Here is a 19,146-nt window from a genome sequence, read left to right as displayed (position 1 = left end):
CGCAGCACAGCCCAAACCTACGCCACGCGGATGGCCGAGTTTTCCGTAGGCTGGCCGGATGCTCGCCACACCTGCCGACAATCCGTACGAAGAACCGCGCTCAGGGCGCCTGACCGCCTGGGGCAACGCGCTGCTCGCGGGTCTCGTGCCGCCGGACAACGCCGCCGCCGCCGTGCTGGGCGAGGACGAGACACACCGGGTCACCGGGCTGCCGGGCGACACGGACGGGGAGCAGCACGGGCTCACCTGGGCGCTCGGGCGGCTCCGGGTCCTCGGGGTGACCGGGCTCCGGCTGGCGCTGCCCTGGGCCGGGCACCCGCTCGGGCTGACCGGTCCTGCCGGGTTCAATGCGCGGGCCCTGGTCGCGGGTGAGGCGGTACTGGCGATCGGGGCACCGATCGGGCTGGTACCCGAGGTGGAGGTGTACGGGCCCGCCGGTGATCAGGGGGTGCGGGTGCTGTGGCAGTGCGGCACCGTCAACGACGGGCCGCCGACCGGGGTGCCCTCGCTGCACGAGGCCGAACGGGAACTCGCCGACGGACTGCGGGAGGCGACCCTGATGCTCACCAAGCTGGACGTGGCCGGGGCAGGCCCCGAGGCGCTACGGGCCCTGGAGGCGTACCGGCGACGGGGGCACACGGAGCTGCTCGCGCCCGGGTACGCGCCGCGCGCCGTACGGGTCCTGGAGTCGGCCCGGCAGATCTCGGCCCTGCTGGCGATCGCCCTCGGCGGCCACGGGGCGGCGGTGAGCGCCTCCGAGATGGCCGCCCGCCGCGAGGTCCTGGCCCCCCTGGTGCAGACGGCCCGCCGCGCCCAGATCGCCGCCTACAACTCACTCCCCGACGAACCCCGCCCCTGACCTTTCAGGGGCAGGGGTCGACCGTTCAGGGGCGCGGGGCTCTGCTTGGGGCAAGCCCGACTGCGCGCCCTATGCCGCGCCGTTGCGGACGGCCCAGAGGGCGGCCTGGGTGCGGTCGGCGAGGTCGAGCTTCATCAGGATGTTGGAGACGTGCGTCTTCACCGTCTTCTCGGAGAGGTGGAGGGCACGGGCGATCTCGCGGTTGGAGCGGCCGTCGGCGATGTGGCTCAGAACCTCGCGTTCGCGTTCGGTGAGGGTGCCGCCCCGGCCCTGGGGCGGGCGGGGTCCGTCGTCGGAGAGCAGGGCCTCGGCCAGTTCGGGCTGGAGCAGGACGTGCCCGGCGTGGACGGAGCGGATCGCCCCGGCCAGCGCCTCGGGATCGACGTCCTTGTACACATAGCCGGCCGCCCCGGCCCGCAGGGCGGGGACCATCGTCCGGTGCTCGGTGAAGCTGGTGACGATCAGGATCCGCGCCTTGCTGCCCTGCTCCTTGAGCAGTCTGAGCGCCTCGATCCCGTCCACCCCGGGCATCTTCAGGTCCATCAGGACGACGTCGGGCAGCAGCTCCTGGGCGCGCGCGACGCCTTCCGCACCGTCGGCCGCCTCGCCGACCACCTCGATGTCGTCCTGCACCTCCAGAAAGGTCCGCAGGCCGCGCCGGACCACCTGGTGGTCGTCCACCAGCAGGACGCGGATCGCCGACGACGTGTCAGGCACCGGGGACCTCCATCTCCACGACCGTCCCCTTGCCGGGGGCCGATTCCAGCACCAGTGTGCCGCCGACGGCCGCCGCCCGGTCGCGCATCGACACGAGCCCGAGGTGTCGTCCGGCCCGCCGGACCGATTCGGGGTCGAAGCCGTGTCCGTCGTCGGCGACCCGCAGCAGCGCGCCCCGACCGGCCGTTGCGGCCAGGGTGACGTCCACGTGCCGGGCGTCGGCGTGCCGCAGGGCGTTGTGGAGGGCCTCCTGGGCGACCCTCAGGACCGCCGCCTCCTGTCCGGAGGGCAGGGCCCGTACGCCCTGGCTGCGGAAGCGGACCTCGGCGGCGTGCGCCCGGTCGAGCAGTTGGACCTGGGAGGCGAGGGTGGCGACCAGACCGTCCTCGTCCAGCGCGGCGGGGCGCAACTCGACCACGACGGTGCGCAGTTCGTCGGCGGCCTCGGCGGCGAGGCGGGCGACCTCGGCGAGTTCGGCCCGGGCCCGGGCCGGATCGCGGTCGACCAGGGTGGCGGCGGCCTTGGCGGTGAGACGCAGCGAGAAGAGCTTCTGGGAGACGGCGTCGTGCAGGTCGTGGGCGATCCGGGCGCGTTCGCCGGCCAGGGTGAGTTCGCGGCTGCGCTCGTAGAGGCGGGCGTTGCCGAGGGCGATGGCGGCGTGGGCGGCCAGGATGCGCAGCAGCTCCTCGTCGCGTTCGGTGAAGCCGCCCTCCTTGTCGGCGAGGAAGACGGCCCCCAGAACCTCCTCGTCGTCGATGATCGGCATCCCGAGGAAGTCCTTCATGTCGGGGTGCGCGTCGGGCCAGCCCTCGAAGTCGGGGGCCAGCCGGACGTCGACGAGCCGGGTCGGGTCGAGCCGGTGGAGCATCGAGGCGAGTACGCCGTGCTGGCGCGGCAGCGGGCCGATCGCCTTCCACTGCTCGTCGCTGACGCCGTCGACCACGAACTGGGCGAACCCGCCGTGGTCGTCGGGCACCCCGAGGGCCGCGTACTCGGCACCGAGCAGCTGCCGGGCGGAGGCGGTGATCCGGCGCAGCACCTCGCGGACCTCAAGGTGCCGGCTCATCGCGAGGACAGCCGTGCTGACCGCCTCGATCCCGCCGAAGCTGGGGTCGCAGGCGGTGGTGGGGTCGTCGGCGGTGGTGGGGTCGTCGGCGGTCATGTCCCCCACGCTACCGCCGGGCCGCCGGGCCGGGCATGGGGCGCCGGGTCTAGGACGTGCGGCGTAGCCGGATACGCCGACGGGCGGCTTCCGGTCGGATCCGACCGGAAGCCGCCCGCGAACGCACACCGGGTCAGCCCTTCTGCATGACCTCGGGCTCGTGCCGGCGCTGGAGCCGCTGCACCAGGAACGCCAGCGCGACCGACATGGCCACCATGACCAGGCAGTTGACGACCCAGTGGCCGACCGAGTGGCTCCAGAGCGCGTCGATCTCGTTGGCCTTGTTGGACATCGGGGCGATGTGCGCCAGGTCCAGGGTGTTGCCCGAGGCGGCGACGCCCCAGCGGGCGGGCATCAGCCAGGCCAGCTGCTCCAGGCCGGGCTTGTGGAAGAGCTGGAAGACCGCACCGGTGAAGACCATCTGGACGAGGGCGAACATCACCAGCAGCGGCATGGTCTTCTCGGCTGTCTTGACCAGGGCGGAGATCACCAGGCCGACCATCATCGAGGTGATGCTGAGCAGGATGATGCCGATCGCCATCTCGACGGCGGGGGCGTGCTTGAACACCAGCCCCTCGGCGGGCAGTTTGCGCACCCCGAACCCGATCCCCGAGATGATCGCGCCCTGCACGATGCTGACCCCGCCGAGCACGGTGATCTTCGACATCAGGTACGCCGACCGGGAGAGCCCCGAGGCGCGTTCCCGTTCGTAGATCGCCCGTTCCTTGATCAGTTCACGGACCGAGTTGGCCGATCCGGACAGACAGGCGCCGAACGCGATGACCATCAGGATCATGCTGGCGATGCTGTTGGTGTGCGTCCTGGGGCTGGGTCGCAGCCCCAGGTCGTCCGGGATCAACGTACTCAGCACGCCCAGCAACAGTGGCATCAGCAGTGACAGCCCGATGTAGCCCCAGTCGGAGCCGATCACCGAGAGGTAGCGGCGGATCAGCGTCCACAGCTGGGAGCCCCAGCTCTGCGGCTTGGGCGGGCGGAGCTGCTCGCGGGCGACGGCGTCCGACTGGGCGGCGACCGAGTCCACGTCCGCCGAGTACTGCTGGTAGTGCACCGAGCCGCGGTAGCGGCCGGCCCAGTCGTGGTCCGGGTAGTTCTCGAAGGCCTGGAAGACATCCGCCCAGGTCTCGTACCCGAAGAAGTGCAGGGCCTCGTCCGGCGGGCCGAAGTACGCCACCGAGCCACCCGGCGCCATCACCAACAGCCGGTCGCAGAGCGCCAGTTCGGCCACCGAGTGGGTGACGACGAGGACCGTGCGACCGTCGTCGGCGAGGCCGCGGAGGGTCTGCATGACCTCGCGGTCCATACCGGGGTCGAGGCCGGAGGTGGGCTCGTCCAGGAAGATCAACGAGGGCTTGGTGAGCAGTTCGAGGGCGACCGAGACGCGCTTCTGCTGGCCGCCGGAGAGAGCGGTGATCCGGTTGTCGGCCCGCTTGTCCAGCCGCAGTTCGAACAGCACCTCGTCGATCCGGCGCTCGCGCTCGGCGGCCTCGGTGTCGCCCGGGAAGCGCAGCCGGGCGGCGTACTTGAGGCCGCTGCGGACGGTCAGTTCCTTGTGCAGGATCTCCGACTGGGGCACCAGGCCGATCCGCGAGCGCAGCTCGGCGAACTGCTTGTAGAGGTTGCGGCCGTCGTAGAGGACGTCGCCCCGGTCGGCGGGCCGGTAGCCGGTGAGCGCGCGCAGCAGGGTCGACTTGCCGGATCCCGACGGGCCGATGACGGCGACCAGGGACTTCTCCGGGACGGAGAAGCTGACGTCGTTGAGCAGGACCTTCTTCGCACCCTTGTGCTCGACCTCGACGGTGAGGTGCCGGGCGGAGAAGGTGACGGCACCGGTGTCCACGAACTCCTGGAGCTGCTCGCCGACCAGGGTGAAGGTGGAGTGACCGACCGTCAGCCGGTCCTGCGGCCCCATCAGCTGCCGCTGCGCCGGCTGGCCGTTGAGGAAGATCCCGTTGTGGCTGCCGAGGTCGACGATCTCCCAACGGCCGTCGGGCAGTTGGCGCAGCTCGGCGTGGTGCCGGGAGACCTGGAGGTCGGAGACCACGATGTCGTTGTCCAGCGCGCGGCCGATCCGGATGGTGCGGCTGCCCGCGGTGAGGCTGCGGACCATGGTCGGGTTGCCGAGACCCGGCTGCGGCGTGCCGCCGGACTGCTGCGGGACGTACGGGGACTGGGGGGCGGGCGCCTGGGGCGCGGGCCACTGCTGCGCGACCGGCTGCTGCGCGGGCCACTGCTGCTCCATCGGCGGCTGCTGCGCCGGGTACGGCTGCTGCTCCGGCGCCTGCTGGTGGGGAGCTGCCGGGCCGGGACGGGGCGCCGTGGCGGCCTCGTACCAGCCGGGCGTCGGCGGCTGGCCGCCCTGCGCCGGCTGGGCGGCGGGCTGGGCAACCGGCTGGGCTACCGGCTGGGCAACCGGCTGGGCAACCGGCTGGGCCGGGACGGCGGCCGGGGCCGAGAAGACGATCCGGGGCCCGTTCTCGGCGTTGCCGAGGTGCAGCACGGTCCCCGGCAGCAGCTGCACCTGAAGCGTGCGGCCGCCGGCGGCGTAGGTGCCGTTGGTGCTTCCGTGGTCCTCCAACTGCCAGCTCGCGCCGTCGAAGAAGATGGTGGCGTGCCGCCAGGAGACCCTGGCGTCCTCGAACCGGAAGTCCGATTGCGGGTCGCGCCCGATGGTGTACGACAGTCCGGGTTCCAGCACCCGCTGCTGCCCGTTGATGTCTACTACGAGTTGCGGCACTGTTCGCCCGCCCCGCTCTCCGGTCCCCCGGGTGTTGCTGAATCTGACGGGGGAATCATTCCAGCCGCGCGGCGCCGGTCGAAAGTCCGGTCCTCGGACTGTGACCGCACGGCGATACTCTTCGGCACCGCCTCCGCCGGACGAGCACCTTTTCGGCACCCGCAGGGCGTCCAGGGGACGGACGGGTGCGGTGGAGCGGCCCGCGCGCCCGGTAGCGTGGGAGGCACCATGAACGCGATGCCACCGGCCGCTGAGCCTCTCCCCGCCCCGCAGCCCCCCGCCCCGCTCGCGCAGCGCGGCGCCGACGACGAGCGCACCCTGCTGGTCAAGGTGTTCGGCAAGGACCGTCCCGGTATCACCGCGGGCCTGTTCACCACGCTCGGCGAGTTCGGCGTGGACGTGATCGACATCGAGCAGATGGTCACCCGTGGCCGGATAACGCTGTGCGCGCTGATCACTCCCCCGGGTTCGCCGAGTGCGGAGGGCGAGCTGCGGGTCACCGTGCACCGCTGGGCCGAGAGCCAGCGGCTCCAGGCCGAGATCATCTCGGGCACCGGCGACAACCGCCCCCGCCGCGAGGGCCGCTCGCACGTCACCGTGCTCGGCCACCCGCTGACCGCCTCCGCCGTCGCCGCGCTGGCCAACCGGGTCTCCGAGGCGGGCGGCAACATCGACCGTGTCTTCCGGCTCGCCAAGTACCCGGTGACCGCCGTCGAGCTGGCCGTCTCCGGAGTGGCCACCGAACGGCTGCGCGCCGAGCTGGCCCTTGAGGCGGCCGTCCAGCGGGTGGACATCGCGGTGGTCCAGGCGGGGCTGCACCGCCGGGCCAAGCGCCTGGTGGTGATGGATGTGGACTCCACCCTGATCCAGGACGAGGTGATCGAACTCTTCGCCGCCCACGCGGGCTGCGAGCAGCAGGTCGCCGAGGTTACCGCCGCCGCGATGCGCGGCGAACTGGACTTCGCGGAGTCGCTGCGGGCCCGGGTCGCACTGCTGGCCGGGCTGGACGCGCGGGTGACGGACAAGGTCCGCTCCGAGGTACGGCTGACGCCCGGGGCCCGCACCCTGATCCGGACGCTCCAGCGGCTCGGCTACCAGGTGGGCATCGTCTCCGGCGGTTTCACTCAGGTGACCGACCACCTGGTCCAGCTGCTGGGCCTGGACTTCGCGGCGGCCAACACCCTGGAGGTCGTGGACGGGAAGTTCACCGGCCGGGTGACGGGCGAGATCGTGGACCGGGCGGGCAAGGCGCGCTGGCTGACGCGGTTCGCCGAGCAGGCGCGGGTGCCGCTGGAGCAGACGGTGGCGATCGGCGACGGCGCCAACGACCTGGACATGCTGAACGCGGCCGGCCTCGGGGTGGCGTTCAACGCCAAGCCGGTGGTCCGGGAGGCCGCCGACACGGCCGTGAACGTGCCCTTCCTCGACACCGTGCTCTACCTGCTGGGCATCACCCGCGAAGAGGTCGAGGCCGCCGACCTGGTGGACTGAGGCCGGAGCTGCGGCCCTTCAGGGGGCACTCGGGTTTTTGAGGGGCGCGGGGCTCTGAAGACCGACCCCACGCGCCACGCGCCCCTCAAAGGCCCGCAGAGCCCCGCGCCTGGATGGCCCGTTCAGTCCTGTGGGGTGTGGAACGCGTCCAGTTTCGCCACGCCCGGCTCGACGCCCTTCCAGGAGCCGCTGAAGCTCAGAACCGCGACGGCCGACGTCGGGAAGCCTCCGAGTCGCAGCCGGCTGAGCGCGTCCGCATCGCCCTCGTCCCCCGCCAGCACCTGGGTCAGGCCGAGCACGCCCGGGTTGTGTCCGACCAGCAGCAGGTCGGTGAACTCCTCGGGGGTCTCCTGCAGCACCGTGATGATCTGGCCGGGGCTGGCCTCGTAGACCCGCTCCTCGTAGACCGTCTTCAGTGGCCGCCTGGGCAGCTCGTGGACGGCCAGCTTCCAGGTCTCCCTGGTCCGCAGTGAGGTCGAACAGAGTACGTAGTCGGGGTTGATACCGGAGTCGGCAAGCCAGCGGCCGGCCTCCGGCGCCTGGTGTCGACCACGGTCGGCCAGCGGCCGCTCGTGGTCGTCCACCTGGTTAGGCCAGTCGGCCTTGGCGTGGCGGAGAACGATGATCCTGCGGGGCGTTTCGGCGCTCATACCAAAAGAGCTTTGCAGAAAATCCGCCGCCGGGCGCGGCGCTCCCGTGGGCCACCACCCGCAGGAGTGGAGTCGGTTCGCTGACGCTGCCTCAGCCCATGCTCTGGGCGATGCTGGCGATCACGCTCACCACGACGACGATGGCGGCGATCACCCCGAGCATCTGCAGCAGTTTCTTCTGGCCATTCGGCGGGTTCGGTTCGAGAACGGGCATGGCGCCGAGTCTCGCATCCGAAACCCGCCGGACGGAAACCGGGGGCAGGCTCTTGACCTGCGCTTGGTGGCGGCCGGTCGGATGGCGGCTCAGGCGGCGGCCGGAGCCTCGTCCTCGATGTGCTTGGCCTGGGCGGCGCGCAGGCCGACCAGTATCTGCGGGACGAGCAGCAGTGCCAGGAAGCCGAGCGGCAGGTACCAGGAGCCGGTGGACTGGTACATGCTGCCGACCAGGATCGGACCCGGGATGGAGATCAGGTATCCGAGGCTCTGCGCGAAGGCGGAGAGCTGGGCCACCCCGCCGGACGTCCTGGCGCGCAGGCCGATCATGGTCAGCGCGAGCGGGAAGGCGCACATCGACAGGCCGACCAGGCAGGCCCACAGCCAGGAGAGGGTACCCGCCGCGAAGGCCAGGCCGATGTACCCGAGGATCCCGGACAGGGCCAGCAGCACCACGAAGAGCCGCTGGTCGCCACGGCGCGCGGCCAGGTTCGGCAGGATGAAGGAGACCGGCACACTGATCGCCATCACCAGGGCGAGCAGCACACCGGAGGAACCCGCAGAGACCCCGGCGTCCTGGTAGATCTTGGGCAGCCAGCCCATGGTGGCGTACGCGCTGGTGGACTGCAGGCCGAAGAAGCATGCGAGTGCCCAGGCGGTGCGGCTGCGCCTGATCGTCAGCCTGGCCGTGGCGGCGGACGCTGCGGCCCGGGGGGTGGAGCCCTTCTCGCGGCGCAGGAAGAGCGTCACCAGGCAGAGCGCCAGGGCGAGAAGGCCGAGCAGGCCCCAGACGCCCAGACCGAGCCGCCAGCTCCCGCCCAGGGCGCTGGTCACCGGGACGGTGATGGCAGCGGCCAGCGCGGTGCCGCCCGACAGGGACATCGAGTAGAGGCCGATCATCGGGCCGACCCGCTCGGGGAAGTACCGCTTGATGACCACCGGCAGCAGCACGTTCGAGACCGCGACACCCGTCAGGGCGACGGCGGTCAACAGCAGGAAGACCGCCGTACCGCCGGCGAAGGAGCGGGCCAGCACGCCGAGGGTGACAGCGCCCATCCCGGCCGTGACCACCGCGAGCGGACCGATCCTGCGGGCCAGCGCGGGGGCGGCGACGCCGAAGATCGCGAAGCAGAGCGCGGGCACCGCCGTCAGCAGCCCGGCGACGGTGGCGTTCATCCCCAGGTCGGTCCGGACCTTGTCGAGCAGCGGCCCGAGGCTCGTCACCACCGGACGGAGGTTGATGGCGGCCAGCGCGATCATGGCGGCGAGCAGCCAGGACAGTTTGCGGCCGTGGCGGTCGGCGGTCGGGCTGAGGCTGGGGCTGGTTTCCGTCGGCGGCGCTGTGGTGTGCGGGTCGGTGGTGGCGTCTGCTGCTGCGGTGGACATGCGCCCATCATAGAATGATGGGATGAATTCATACACCCCGGTATCCTGAGCTTCATCAGGGCTTCCCCGCGACCAGGTCCGCCGTCAGGCACGACCCCGCGAGCAGCAACAGACCCTCACACCGCAGGAGACAGAGTCCATGGTGCTGTCAGCCACCCGGCGAACGCCGCTGTCCGATCAGGTGATCGCGCAGCTCCGCGCCCAGATCACCTCGGGCGAATGGCCGGTCGGCTCACGGATCCCAACCGAGGCGGCGCTGGTCGAGCAGCTGGGGGTGGCCCGCAACACCGTCCGGGAGGCGGTGCGGGCGCTGGCGCACAACGGGCTGCTGGACATCCGCCAGGGCTCGGGGACGTATGTGCTGGCCACCAGCGAGCTGGCCGGGGTGATGCACCGCCGGTTCGCCGACGCCGACCAGGACCAGGTCGCCGAGCTGCGGTCGGTGCTGGAGAGCGCGGCCGCCGGGCTGGCCGCCGTCCGCCGCACCGAGCGGGACCTGACGCTGATGGAGACGACCCTGGCCAGACGCGACGCGGCCTGGGCACTGGGCGACCCGGAGGACTTCGTCCAGGCGGACGCCGCCTTCCACCAGGCCGTGGTGGCGGCGGCCCACAACGACGTGATCGCGGCGGTGTACGCGGACCTCGGCGAGGTGATGCGGGCGCACCTGCGGCACGACGTCGGCCCGGAGCTGGTCGCCGAGCGGTACATCGGGCACGACGGGATCATCGACGCGATCCGGACCCGGGACGCCCAGCGCGCCTCCGCGGAGGCCGGTTCCGCGATCGGCGCCTGCGGCCGTACCGAGTCCTGACGCGGGCAAGCCCCGGACCGCAGTGGTCCGGGGCTTGCTGGGTACGCCAGGTTCAGGCGCCGATGGCGTGCAGGCCGCCGTCCACGTGGACGATCTCGCCGGTGGTCTTCGGGAACCAGTCCGAGAGCAGCGCGACCACACCGCGGCCGGCCGGCTCCGGGTCGGCCAGGTCCCACTTCAGCGGGGAGCGGCTGTCCCAGGTGGCGGCCAGGTCCGCGAAGCCCGGGATGGACTTGGCGGCCATCGAGCCGATCGGTCCGGCCGAGACCAGGTTGACCCGGATGTTGCGCTCGCCGAGGTCGCGGGCCATGTAGCGGGAGGTGGCCTCCAGCGCGGCCTTGGCCGGGCCCATCCAGTCGTACTTCGGCCAGGCGAACTGCGCGTCGAAGGTCAGGCCGACCACCGAGCCGCCGTCCTGCATCAGCGGCAGCAGCGCCATGGTCAGCGCCTTCAGCGAGAACGCGGAGACGTTCATCGCGGTCGCCACGGACTCCCACGGGGTGTTCAGGAAGTTGCCGCCCAGCGCGTCCTGCGGGGCGAAGCCGATCGAGTGGACGATGCCGTCGAGGGTGGGCAGGTGCTCACGCACCTGGTCCGCGATACCGGCCAGCTGCTCCTCGCTGGAGACGTCGAGCTCCAGCACCTTCACCGGCTTCGGCAGCTTCTTGGCGATCCGCTCGGTCAGGCTGGGGCGGGGGAAGGCCGTGAGGATGATCTCGGCCCCCTGCTCCTGGGCGAGCTTGGCGGTGTGGAAGGCGATGGAGGACTCCATCAGCACACCAGTGATCAGGATGCGCTTGCCCTCAAGGATTCCGCTCATGTTTCAGTGACCCATGCCCAATCCGCCGTCGACGGGAACGACGGCTCCGGTGATGTATGCGGCCTCGTCCGAGGAGAGGAAACGCACCGCGGACGCGATCTCGGCCGGTGCAGCGTAACGACCGAGCGGCACACCGGCGACGATCTCCTTACGGCGCTCCTCGCTGAGCACCGCGGTCATGTCGGTGTCCACGAAGCCGGGGGCGACCACGTTGACGGTGATGTTGCGCGCGCCGAGCTCACGGGCGAGCGAGCGGGCGAAGCCGACCAGACCGGCCTTGGAGGCCGCGTAGTTGGCCTGCCCGGGAGAACCGCTGAGACCGACCACCGAGGAGATCAGCACGATGCGGCCCTTGCGCGCCCGCAGCATCTTCGCCGAGGCCCGCTTGACCACCCGGAAGGTGCCGGTGAGGTTGGTGTCCAGGACGGAGCTGAAGTCCTCCTCCGTCATGCGGAGCAGCAGGGTGTCCTTGGTGATGCCCGCGTTGGCCACCAGCACCTCGACCGGACCGTTGGCGGCCTCGACCTCGGTGAAGGCCGCGTCCACCTGCTGGGCGTCGTTGATGTCACAGCGGACGGCGATCGCACCGTGCTTCGCCAGCTCTTCCGGGATCTCGCCCGAGCGGCTGGTGATGGCGACCTTGTCCCCCGCCTCGGCGAAGGCAAGGGCGATCGCGAGGCCGATGCCCCGGTTACCTCCGGTGACGAGAACCGAGCGGCTCAACGATCCACCTCTCTCCGTAGTTTTCGGCGGCCTCCGAGGACTGGCACGTGGGGTGCCGGCCGGGCCGCAGCCGTTCGCATGAACGCGTACGCAGTGTGACGGTATCGGTCCTGCTGAGGCTGCGACGAATCCGGCTCCGACAGGTCCGCCTACCTCGATCTGTCGTGTTCCGACAATGCGTGCACGGAACGGATCCGGCCCCGCTCCACCGGGAGAACCGGTCCGAAGTGGGAACAACCCACCCCACCGGGCCCGTTGCCTTCAGGGCCCATCTGCCCCGACTATGTCGGGACGCGAAGACCAGCCGGCCGCGGAGTTGCAGAGCTGCCCGCACGCGCAGGCGGCTCCGCAGGGCCCCACGCCCCCGAGGTAGTGCATGGTTGCCGTCTGCGGAGAGATCCGCCGGGCCACCACCGGTGACAAGGAAAGCGAAGAGAGCGGATGAGCAAGCCAAACCCGAGCAGCGGCAGCCGGCTACGGCTTCCGGCCATCACCGCCCTGGCCCTCACGGTCGGCGCCACCGCCTGGGCGCTGCGCGAAGTGCCCGCCGCCTTCGGGCGCCGCCCCGACGCCCGGAACGACGACCGGATCCGCAACTCTCCGCAGTTCGCCGACGGCGTCTTCCACAACGCTCCCTCCGCCCTGGCCGGTGCGACGCCTCCCGGCCCGCCGACCGACCGGGCCACGCTGCACCGCCTGCTGTTCGAGCGCGAGGGCCGGCAGCCCGTCCGACCGGTGCCGGTGGTCGTCCCCGAGGGCGGCGCCCGCCGCCCTGCCGCCGAGGGCGTCGAGATCACCTGGTACGGGCACGCCTCCGCGCTGGTGGAGATCGAGGGTCAGCGGGTGCTGCTCGACCCGGTGTGGAGCGAACGCTGCTCCCCCGTCGCGCAGCTCGGCCCCAAGCGGCTGCACCCGGTGCCCGTCGAGCTGGAGGACCTGCCGCAGGTCGATGCGGTGCTGATCTCGCACGACCACTACGACCACCTCGACATGGCGACCGTGAAGCGGCTGGTGGCCGGTCAGTCCGCGCCCTTCGCGGTGCCGTTGGGCATCGGCGGCCACCTGCGCCGCTGGGGTGTGCCCGAGCACCGGATCATCGAGCTCGACTGGGACGAGACCTGCACCCTCGGGGAGCTCACCCTCACCCTGACCTCCGCCCACCACTTCTCCGGCCGGGGCACCACCCGCAACACCACCCTCTGGGGCTCCTGGGTGATCGCCGGGCCGAACCGCAAGGTCTACTACACCGGCGACTCCGGCTACTTCGAGGGTTATGCGGAGATCGGCGACCGGCACGGCCCGTTCGACGCCGCCCTGGTCCAGGTCGGCGCGTACGACGAGGCCTGGGCCGACATCCACATGACCCCGGAGGACGCCGTCCGGGCCCACCTCGACCTTCGCGCCGGGCTACTCGTCCCGGTGCACTGGTGCACCTTCACCCTCGGCCTGCACCCGTGGGCCGAGCCGATCGAGCGGCTGCTTGCCGAGGCCAAGTCCCAGGCCGTCCCACTTGCCGTCCCCCGCCCCGGCGAGCGGGTGGACGTGGACAACCCCCCCGAGCTGGACGGCTGGTGGGAGGCCCTCTAGCGGCAACGGGCAGACCTCAAGGGGCGCGGGGCTCTGCTTGATCAACTGCCTGCGCGACCTGCCCCCTACGAAGGTGCAGGGTCGCCCGCGCACGCTTGACCAGGCAGGGCCCCTCGCCCCTGGGTGGTCCATGGCCGATCGGGCAGCGCCGCACCGGACAGTGCAGGGCTCGCCGCCCCCCTGTCTGCCAACCCGCCTGCCCGAGGCGGGAAATTGCCTGGCCGATAACCCGGTGGACCGGACATGATGCGGTGCGGGTACCTCTGTACATAGGCACCCGCACCCCGACCATCGACTCGAACCAGGGAGCCCGATGCCGCCCACATCCAGCGCCGGCACACCGCACGGCCGCGCCGTCGATCCGCTGTTCCTCGCCTACCCGCTGCGCGGGCTCGCGGACGCCGCCCTCAGCCGCGCCCGCCAACTCGGCGTCGAACACGCCGACTTCCGCCTTGAGCGGGTCCGCAGCGCCTCCTGGCGGCTGCGCGACGCCCGCCCGGCCGGCTCCTCCGACAGCGTCAATCTCGGCTTCGCCGTCCGGGTCCTGCTGGACGGCGCCTGGGGCTTCGCCGCCGGGGTGGACCTCACCACCGACGCCGCCGCCAGGGTCGCCGAGCAGGCGGTCGCCGTGGCCCGGCTCTCCGGTGGGATCAGCCGCGCGGCCGGAGCCAAGGAGCTGGTGGAGCTGGCCGAGGAGCCCGTGCACGCCGACGCCACCTGGGTCTCCTCGTACGAGATCAACCCCTTCGAGGTGCCGGACGCCGAGAAGACGGCGCTGCTCGCCGACTGGAGCAGCCGTCTGCTGGCCGCCCGGGGCGTCTCGCACGTCCAGGCCGCTCTGCTGACGGTGCAGGAGAACAAGTTCTACGCGGACACCGCGGGCACCGTCACCACCCAGCAGCGCATCCGCCTGCACCCGTGGCTGGAGGCCACGTCGGTGGACGAGCAGAGCGGCGCCTTCGAGTCGATGCGCACCATCGCGCCGCCGGTGGGCCGGGGTTGGGAGTATCTCGCGGGGGTCCGGGGACCGTCCCCCGATGGAGGCGGCCTCAGCGGCAGCGCCTGGGACTGGGACGCCGAACTGGCCGAACTCCCCGAGCTGCTGGCCGAGAAGATGAAGGCCCCGAGCGTGGCGGCCGGCCACTACGACCTGGTGATCGACCCGTCCAACCTCTGGCTGACCATCCACGAGTCGATCGGCCACGCCACCGAGCTGGACCGCGCGCTCGGCTACGAGGCCGCCTACGCGGGCACCTCCTTCGCCACCTTCGACAAGCTGGGCTCGCTCAGGTACGGCTCCGAGCTGATGCACGTCACCGGTGACCGCACCGCCGAGCACGGCCTGTCCACCATCGGCTACGACGACGAGGGGGTGGCCGCCCAGTCCTGGGACCTGATCAAGGACGGCACCCTGGTCGGCTACCAGCTGGACCGGGCGATGGCCAGGCAGCAGGGCCTGGGCCGCTCCAACGGCTGCGCCTTCGCCGACTCGCCCCTGCACGTCCCGGTGCAGCGGATGGCCAATGTCTCGCTCCAGCCGGTCGCGGACGGCCCCGGCACCGAGGGCCTGATCTCGGACGTGGAGAACGGCCTGTACATCGTCGGCGACCGTTCGTGGTCCATCGACATGCAGCGGTACAACTTCCAGTTCACCGGCCAGCGCGCCTTCGCCATCAGGAACGGCCGACTCGCCGGTCAGGTCAGGGACTTCGCCTACCAGGCGACCACCACCGACTTCTGGGGCTCGATGAGCGCCGTCGGCGGTCCGCAGACCTACGTCCTCGGCGGTGCCTTCAACTGCGGCAAGGCCCAGCCCGGCCAGATCGCGGCGGTCAGCCACGGCTGCCCGTCCGCGCTCTTCCGCAACGTCAATGTGCTCAACACCCAGCAGGAGGCGGGTCACTGATGAACGCGATTGCGCCCCACGAGCTGGTCGAGCGCGCCCTGGAACTCTCCCGCACCGACGGCTGTGTGGTGATCGCCGACGAGACGTCCAGTGCCAACCTCCGCTGGGCGGCCAACGCCCTCACCACCAACGGCGTCACCCGGGGCCGCCGGCTGACCGTCATCGCCACCGTCGAGGGCCCGGACGGCACCTCCGCCGGCGTGGTCGCCCGTGAAGCCGTCACGCTGGACGAGGTCGAGAGCCTGGTCCGGGCCGCCGAGGAGGCCGCCCGCGCCGCCGAACCGGCCGAGGACGCCCAGCCGCTGGTCGCCGACCGCCCGTCCGCGCCCGCCGCCTCCGGGTACGGCTTCACCGAGGCGCCCGTGGAGACCTCCATCGAGGTCTTCGCCGAGTTCGCCCCGGCCCTGGGCGAGGCCTTCGCCCGCGCCCGCACGGCCGGCCAGCTGCTGTACGGCTTCGCCAGCCACGAGTTCACCACCAGCTACCTGGGCACCTCCAGCGGTCTGCGGCTGCGCCACGACCAGCCCACCGGATCGGTGGAGATCAACGCGAAGACGGCCGACCTCGGCGCCTCCGCCTGGGCCGGTGCCGCCACCCGGGACTTCCGGGACGTGAACGTCCCCGAGCTGCACGAGCAGCTCACCCAGCGCCTCGCCTGGGGCCAGAAGAAGGTCGACCTGCCCGCGGGCCGGTACGAGACCCTGCTGCCGCCCTCCGCCGTCGCCGACCTGATGGTCTACCTGCACTGGTCCTCCGGCGGGCGGGACGCCGCCGAGGGCCAGACCGTCTTCAGCAAGACCGGCGGGGCCACCAGGATCGGCGAGAAGCTCACCGAGCTGCCGCTGACGCTGCGCGCCGACCCGGCCGAACCCGGCCTTCAGGCCCCGCCGTTCGTGCTCGCCCACAGCTCCGGCGACTCCGCGTCGGTCTTCGACAACGGCCTGCCGCTGACCGCCACCGACTGGATCCGCGACGGCGAGCTGGTCAACCTCATCACCACCCGCCACTCGGCCGACCTCACCGGCCTGCCGCTCACCCCGCCCATCGACAACCTCGTCCTGGAGACGGCCGACCAGTCGGCCGCCCCCACGCTGGACGAGATGATCGCGCGCACCGAGCGCGGCCTGCTGCTCACCTGCCTCTGGTACATCCGCGAGGTGGACCCGGCCACGCTGCTGCTCACCGGCCTCACCCGGGACGGCGTCTACCTGGTCGAGAACGGCGAGGTGGTCGGCGCGGTGAACAACTTCCGCTTCAACGAGTCGCCGGTGGACCTGCTCGGCCGGATCACCGAGGTCGGCCGCACCGAGCCGTGCCTGCCGCGCGAGTGGGGCGACTACTTCAACCGGGTCGCGATGCCGCCGGTCCGCGTCTCCGGGTTCAACATGAGCTCGGTCAGCCAGGCGTCCTAGCGAAAGGGTCCTCGGAGTGGATGAGAAACGGCTGGTCAAGACCTCGAAACTGCTCTCCCGGGTGCTGCGCCACGACCCGGGCGCGATCGGCGTCCCGATGGACGGGAGCGGCTGGGTGCGGGTGGACGCCCTGCTCGCCGCCCTTGCCGTGCGCGGTACCCGGCTAAGCCGGGCCGAGCTGGACTTCGTGGTCGAGAACAACAACAAGCGCCGCTTCGCCTACTCCGAGGACGGCGCGTCCATCCGCGCCAGCCAGGGCCACACGGTGGCGGTGGATCTCGGCCTCCCCGCCACCGAACCGCCGCCGGTGCTCTACCACGGCACCACCGGGAGCTCCCTGGACGCGATCCTCCGGGAGGGGCTGCGCCCGATGTCCCGGCAGGACGTCCACCTCTCCACGGACACCGAGACGGCCGTGCGGGTGGGGTCCCGGCACGGCCGCCCGGTCGTCCTGGTGGTCGACGCCGCCGCGCTGGCGGCCGACGGGCATGTCTTCCGGGTCAGTGCCAACGGTGTCTGGCTCACCGACGCCGTCCCGCCCGGCTACCTCCGGGTGGCGGCTCGCTAGCCCCGGCCCGGCCGCACTCCGAGCACCGCCGAGCGCCACCTGCGGCGCGGGCAGCTTTTACCTCCCCCGCTCTGCTGGGAGGACCTGACGCGGCGTACCGTGATGTGGCCGTACTCGGCGATGGGTACGGGTGCAGACGAGAGCGGTGGATCATGAACAAGAGCCAGCGGGTGTTCCGGATCACCGGAGCACGCACCAGCCTCTCCGACGACGTCCGGGGGCGCCAGCGGCGCTATGTGGCCTCGATGCTGCTCCGCACGGTGTGCGTGCTGCTCGCCGTGGTGCTGTGGGACGTGCAGCGGCTGGTGGCCTACGCGGCCCTGGCGGGCGCAGTGCTGCTGCCGTACTTCGCCGTCCTGGTCGCCAACGCCGGCCGGGAGAAGGCCCCGGGCCTGCCGAGCACCTTCGCAGTGCCGACCGACACCCCGCTGATGCTGGGGCCCGGAGGCACCGGCGGGGGCGGCGCCTCGAAGGAAAGCTGACAGAGCCTCAAGAATCGCTGTCCGATTTGTACATATCCGATGACATTCGACCCCCGGAAAGCTCAGATTCAGCTCAGATTAATCATGAAAGAGCTAGCCACACGGGGGGCATGGCATGACATACTGCGTACGCGCTCCGCATCCCCCGTCGGAGCGACAGACCGACGCCGGGCGGCTCCCCCCGTGGCTGCCCGGCGTCGTCATGCCCCTTTACGGGCCGCTCAGCTGCTGAGTGCGAGACTGGCCGTGCACGGCGCATCCGCAGAACACTCAGGACGGCTTCCCATGGACACCCCCTCGCTCGGACTCTTCGGCGCACAGGACGGCCCCGAAGGCCCGCCGGTCTGCTCCGGCAAGGGCTGCCGCAAGCCCGCCGAGTGGGTGCTGGTGTGGAACAACCCCAAGCTGCACACGCCGGACCGCCGCAAGACCTGGCTGGCCTGCGAGGAGCACCGCGAGCACCTCTCCCAGTTCCTGGGCGTCCGGGGCTTCCTCAAGGAGACCGTCCCCTTCGCCGAGTTCCAGGGCTGACGTCGCACCGAAGACCGGCCGGCAGACCTGGGCCCTGTCCGGCCGATCTTGACGGGCAGGCCCTAGCCGCCGATCGCCGACATCGGGCGCTCGGGCTGGAGGAAGTCGGCGTCGTCGATACCCGCCCCGGCCTTCTTGCCCCACATCGCCTGCCGCCACAGCTCGGCGAGTTCGGCGTCCGCGGCACCCGAGCGCAGGGCGGTGCGCAGGTCCGTCTCGCCGGTCGCGAAGAGGCAGTTGCGGATCTGGCCGTCAGCGGTGAGCCGGGTGCGGTCGCAGGCGCGGCAGAACGGGCGGGTGACCGAGGCGATCACGCCGACGCTCGCCGGGCCGCCCTCCACCAGCCAGCGCTCGGCGGGAGCAGCGCCCCGGGCACCGGAGGGCTCGGGGGTGAGCGAGAAGCGGGTGTGCAGGCGCTCCAGGATCTCCTCGGCGGTGACCATCTGCGAGCGGTCCCAGCCGTGCTGGGCGTCCAGCGGCATCTGTTCGATGAAGCGCAGCTCGTACCCGTGCTCCAGGCACCAGCCGAGCAGGTCGGCGGCCTCGTGATCGTTGGTCCCGCGCATCAGCACGGTGTTGATCTTGACCGGGGTCAGCCCTGCGGCCTCCGCCGCGGCCAGCCCGTCCAGGACGTCCTGGTGGCGGTGGCGTCGGGTGAGCGCGTGGAAGGTGTCCGGGTCGAGGGTGTCGAGCGAGACGTTGACCCGGTCAAGGCCCGCCGCTTTCAGGGCCGTTGCCGTACGGGCCAGGCCGACTCCGTTGGTGGTGAGCGAGAGCTCGGGGCGCGGCGCGAGCTCGGCACAGGCGGCGACGATGCCGACCAGGCCGGGGCGCAGCAGCGGCTCACCGCCGGTGAAGCGGACCTCGCGTACGCCCAGGTCCCGGACGGCGAGGGCGACCAGTCGGACGATCTCCTCGTCGGTCAGCAACTCGGGCTTGGCCAGCCATTGCAGGCCCTCTTCCGGCATGCAGTAGGTGCAGCGCAGATTGCACCGGTCGGTGAGGGAGACCCGCAGGTCGACGGCCTGCCGGCCGAAGGTGTCGAGGAGCATCGCGGCCCCCTTCCGGAG

Annotated in this window: 18 protein-coding genes; 9 read left to right on the top strand and 9 right to left on the bottom strand. The window is 71.6% G+C overall.

The window, feature by feature from the left end:
• Positions 1-58 precede the first annotated feature (58 nt).
• Positions 59-859: a hypothetical protein gene (locus tag P3T39_RS31835; RefSeq protein ID WP_280702713.1), complete on the top strand. Its 801-nt coding sequence runs from the start codon at positions 59-61 to the stop codon at positions 857-859.
• A gap of 69 nt (positions 860-928) precedes the next feature.
• Here P3T39_RS31835 and P3T39_RS31830 read toward each other — a convergent pair whose 3' ends face one another.
• From P3T39_RS31830 to P3T39_RS31820, 3 genes are all read right to left on the bottom strand, one after another.
• Positions 929-1,576: a response regulator transcription factor gene (locus P3T39_RS31830; RefSeq protein WP_280702712.1), complete on the bottom strand. Its 648-nt coding sequence runs from the start codon at positions 1,574-1,576 to the stop codon at positions 929-931.
• Positions 1,569-2,642 (bottom strand): GAF domain-containing sensor histidine kinase, encoded by a 1,074-nt coding sequence (locus P3T39_RS31825; RefSeq protein ID WP_280702724.1) that lies wholly within the window; start codon positions 2,640-2,642, stop codon positions 1,569-1,571. Before P3T39_RS31825 ends, P3T39_RS31830 begins: the two co-directional genes overlap by 8 nt.
• Before the next feature lie 229 nt (positions 2,643-2,871).
• Positions 2,872-5,493, bottom strand: coding sequence for an FHA domain-containing protein (locus P3T39_RS31820; RefSeq protein ID WP_280702711.1), 2,622 nt, complete (start codon positions 5,491-5,493; stop codon positions 2,872-2,874).
• Between the two features lie 228 nt (positions 5,494-5,721).
• Between P3T39_RS31820 and serB the strand changes: the two genes are divergently transcribed.
• Positions 5,722-6,984 (top strand): phosphoserine phosphatase SerB, encoded by a 1,263-nt coding sequence (gene serB, locus P3T39_RS31815; protein WP_280702710.1) that lies wholly within the window; start codon positions 5,722-5,724, stop codon positions 6,982-6,984.
• A gap of 122 nt (positions 6,985-7,106) precedes the next feature.
• On the opposite strand, the gene P3T39_RS31810 is transcribed toward serB, so the two are convergent.
• The 3 genes from P3T39_RS31810 to P3T39_RS31800 form a co-directional block, all read right to left on the bottom strand.
• Positions 7,107-7,634, bottom strand: coding sequence for a histidine phosphatase family protein (locus tag P3T39_RS31810; protein WP_280702708.1), 528 nt, complete (start codon positions 7,632-7,634; stop codon positions 7,107-7,109).
• Positions 7,635-7,725: 91 nt separating this feature from the next.
• Entirely contained in the window at positions 7,726-7,848 is a 123-nt protein-coding gene (locus tag P3T39_RS31805) for an SGM_5486 family transporter-associated protein (RefSeq protein WP_280702707.1), read from the bottom strand.
• A gap of 89 nt (positions 7,849-7,937) precedes the next feature.
• Complete coding sequence (locus P3T39_RS31800; protein WP_280702706.1) at positions 7,938-9,233, bottom strand: MFS transporter; 1,296 nt, start codon at positions 9,231-9,233, stop codon at positions 7,938-7,940.
• A 139-nt stretch (positions 9,234-9,372) separates the two neighbouring features.
• On the opposite strand from P3T39_RS31800, the gene P3T39_RS31795 reads away from it, so the two are divergent.
• Positions 9,373-10,047, top strand: coding sequence for a FadR/GntR family transcriptional regulator (locus P3T39_RS31795; RefSeq protein ID WP_280702705.1), 675 nt, complete (start codon positions 9,373-9,375; stop codon positions 10,045-10,047).
• A gap of 52 nt (positions 10,048-10,099) precedes the next feature.
• On the opposite strand, the gene fabI is transcribed toward P3T39_RS31795, so the two are convergent.
• Entirely contained in the window at positions 10,100-10,867 is a 768-nt protein-coding gene (gene fabI / locus P3T39_RS31790; protein ID WP_280702704.1) for an enoyl-ACP reductase FabI, read from the bottom strand.
• Between the two features lie 3 nt (positions 10,868-10,870).
• A complete protein-coding gene (gene fabG / locus P3T39_RS31785; protein ID WP_280702703.1) occupies positions 10,871-11,590 on the bottom strand; it encodes a 3-oxoacyl-[acyl-carrier-protein] reductase in 720 nt (239 codons plus the stop codon).
• A gap of 441 nt (positions 11,591-12,031) precedes the next feature.
• Here fabG and P3T39_RS31780 point away from each other — a divergent pair, with 441 nt between their 5' ends.
• The 6 genes from P3T39_RS31780 (at position 12,032) to P3T39_RS31755 (ending at position 18,076) form a co-directional block, all read left to right on the top strand.
• On the top strand, positions 12,032-13,177 hold the full coding sequence (locus tag P3T39_RS31780) for an MBL fold metallo-hydrolase (protein WP_280702702.1): 1,146 nt from the start codon (positions 12,032-12,034) through the stop codon (positions 13,175-13,177).
• A gap of 313 nt (positions 13,178-13,490) precedes the next feature.
• Positions 13,491-15,083, top strand: coding sequence for a TldD/PmbA family protein (locus tag P3T39_RS31775; protein WP_280702701.1), 1,593 nt, complete (start codon positions 13,491-13,493; stop codon positions 15,081-15,083).
• Positions 15,083-16,495 carry a metallopeptidase TldD-related protein gene (locus tag P3T39_RS31770; RefSeq protein WP_280702700.1) on the top strand — a complete coding sequence of 471 codons (1,413 nt, stop codon included), beginning with the start codon at positions 15,083-15,085 and terminating at the stop codon, positions 16,493-16,495. Before P3T39_RS31775 ends, P3T39_RS31770 begins: the two co-directional genes overlap by 1 nt.
• Before the next feature lie 16 nt (positions 16,496-16,511).
• Positions 16,512-17,063, top strand: coding sequence for an RNA 2'-phosphotransferase (locus tag P3T39_RS31765; RefSeq protein WP_280702699.1), 552 nt, complete (start codon positions 16,512-16,514; stop codon positions 17,061-17,063).
• Between the two features lie 152 nt (positions 17,064-17,215).
• On the top strand, positions 17,216-17,545 hold the full coding sequence (locus P3T39_RS31760; RefSeq protein WP_280702698.1) for a DUF3099 domain-containing protein: 330 nt from the start codon (positions 17,216-17,218) through the stop codon (positions 17,543-17,545).
• 285 nt (positions 17,546-17,830) lie between these two features.
• The gene (locus P3T39_RS31755) at positions 17,831-18,076 is read left to right on the top strand and encodes a hypothetical protein (RefSeq protein WP_280702697.1); all 246 of its coding nucleotides are present in this window, start codon (positions 17,831-17,833) and stop codon (positions 18,074-18,076) included.
• Between the two features lie 62 nt (positions 18,077-18,138).
• Here the strand turns inward: P3T39_RS31755 and moaA are convergent, their stop codons facing one another.
• The gene (gene moaA, locus P3T39_RS31750; RefSeq protein WP_280702696.1) at positions 18,139-19,128 is read right to left on the bottom strand and encodes a GTP 3',8-cyclase MoaA; all 990 of its coding nucleotides are present in this window, start codon (positions 19,126-19,128) and stop codon (positions 18,139-18,141) included.
• Between the last annotated feature and the right edge of the window lie 18 nt (positions 19,129-19,146).

The organism is Kitasatospora sp. GP82 (genome assembly GCF_029892105.1).
In the GTDB taxonomy this organism is placed as follows: Bacteria; Actinomycetota; Actinomycetes; order Streptomycetales; family Streptomycetaceae; genus Kitasatospora.
The sequence above is the reverse complement of the archived record's forward strand: the minus strand, read 5'-3'. Positions and strand labels throughout refer to the sequence as shown.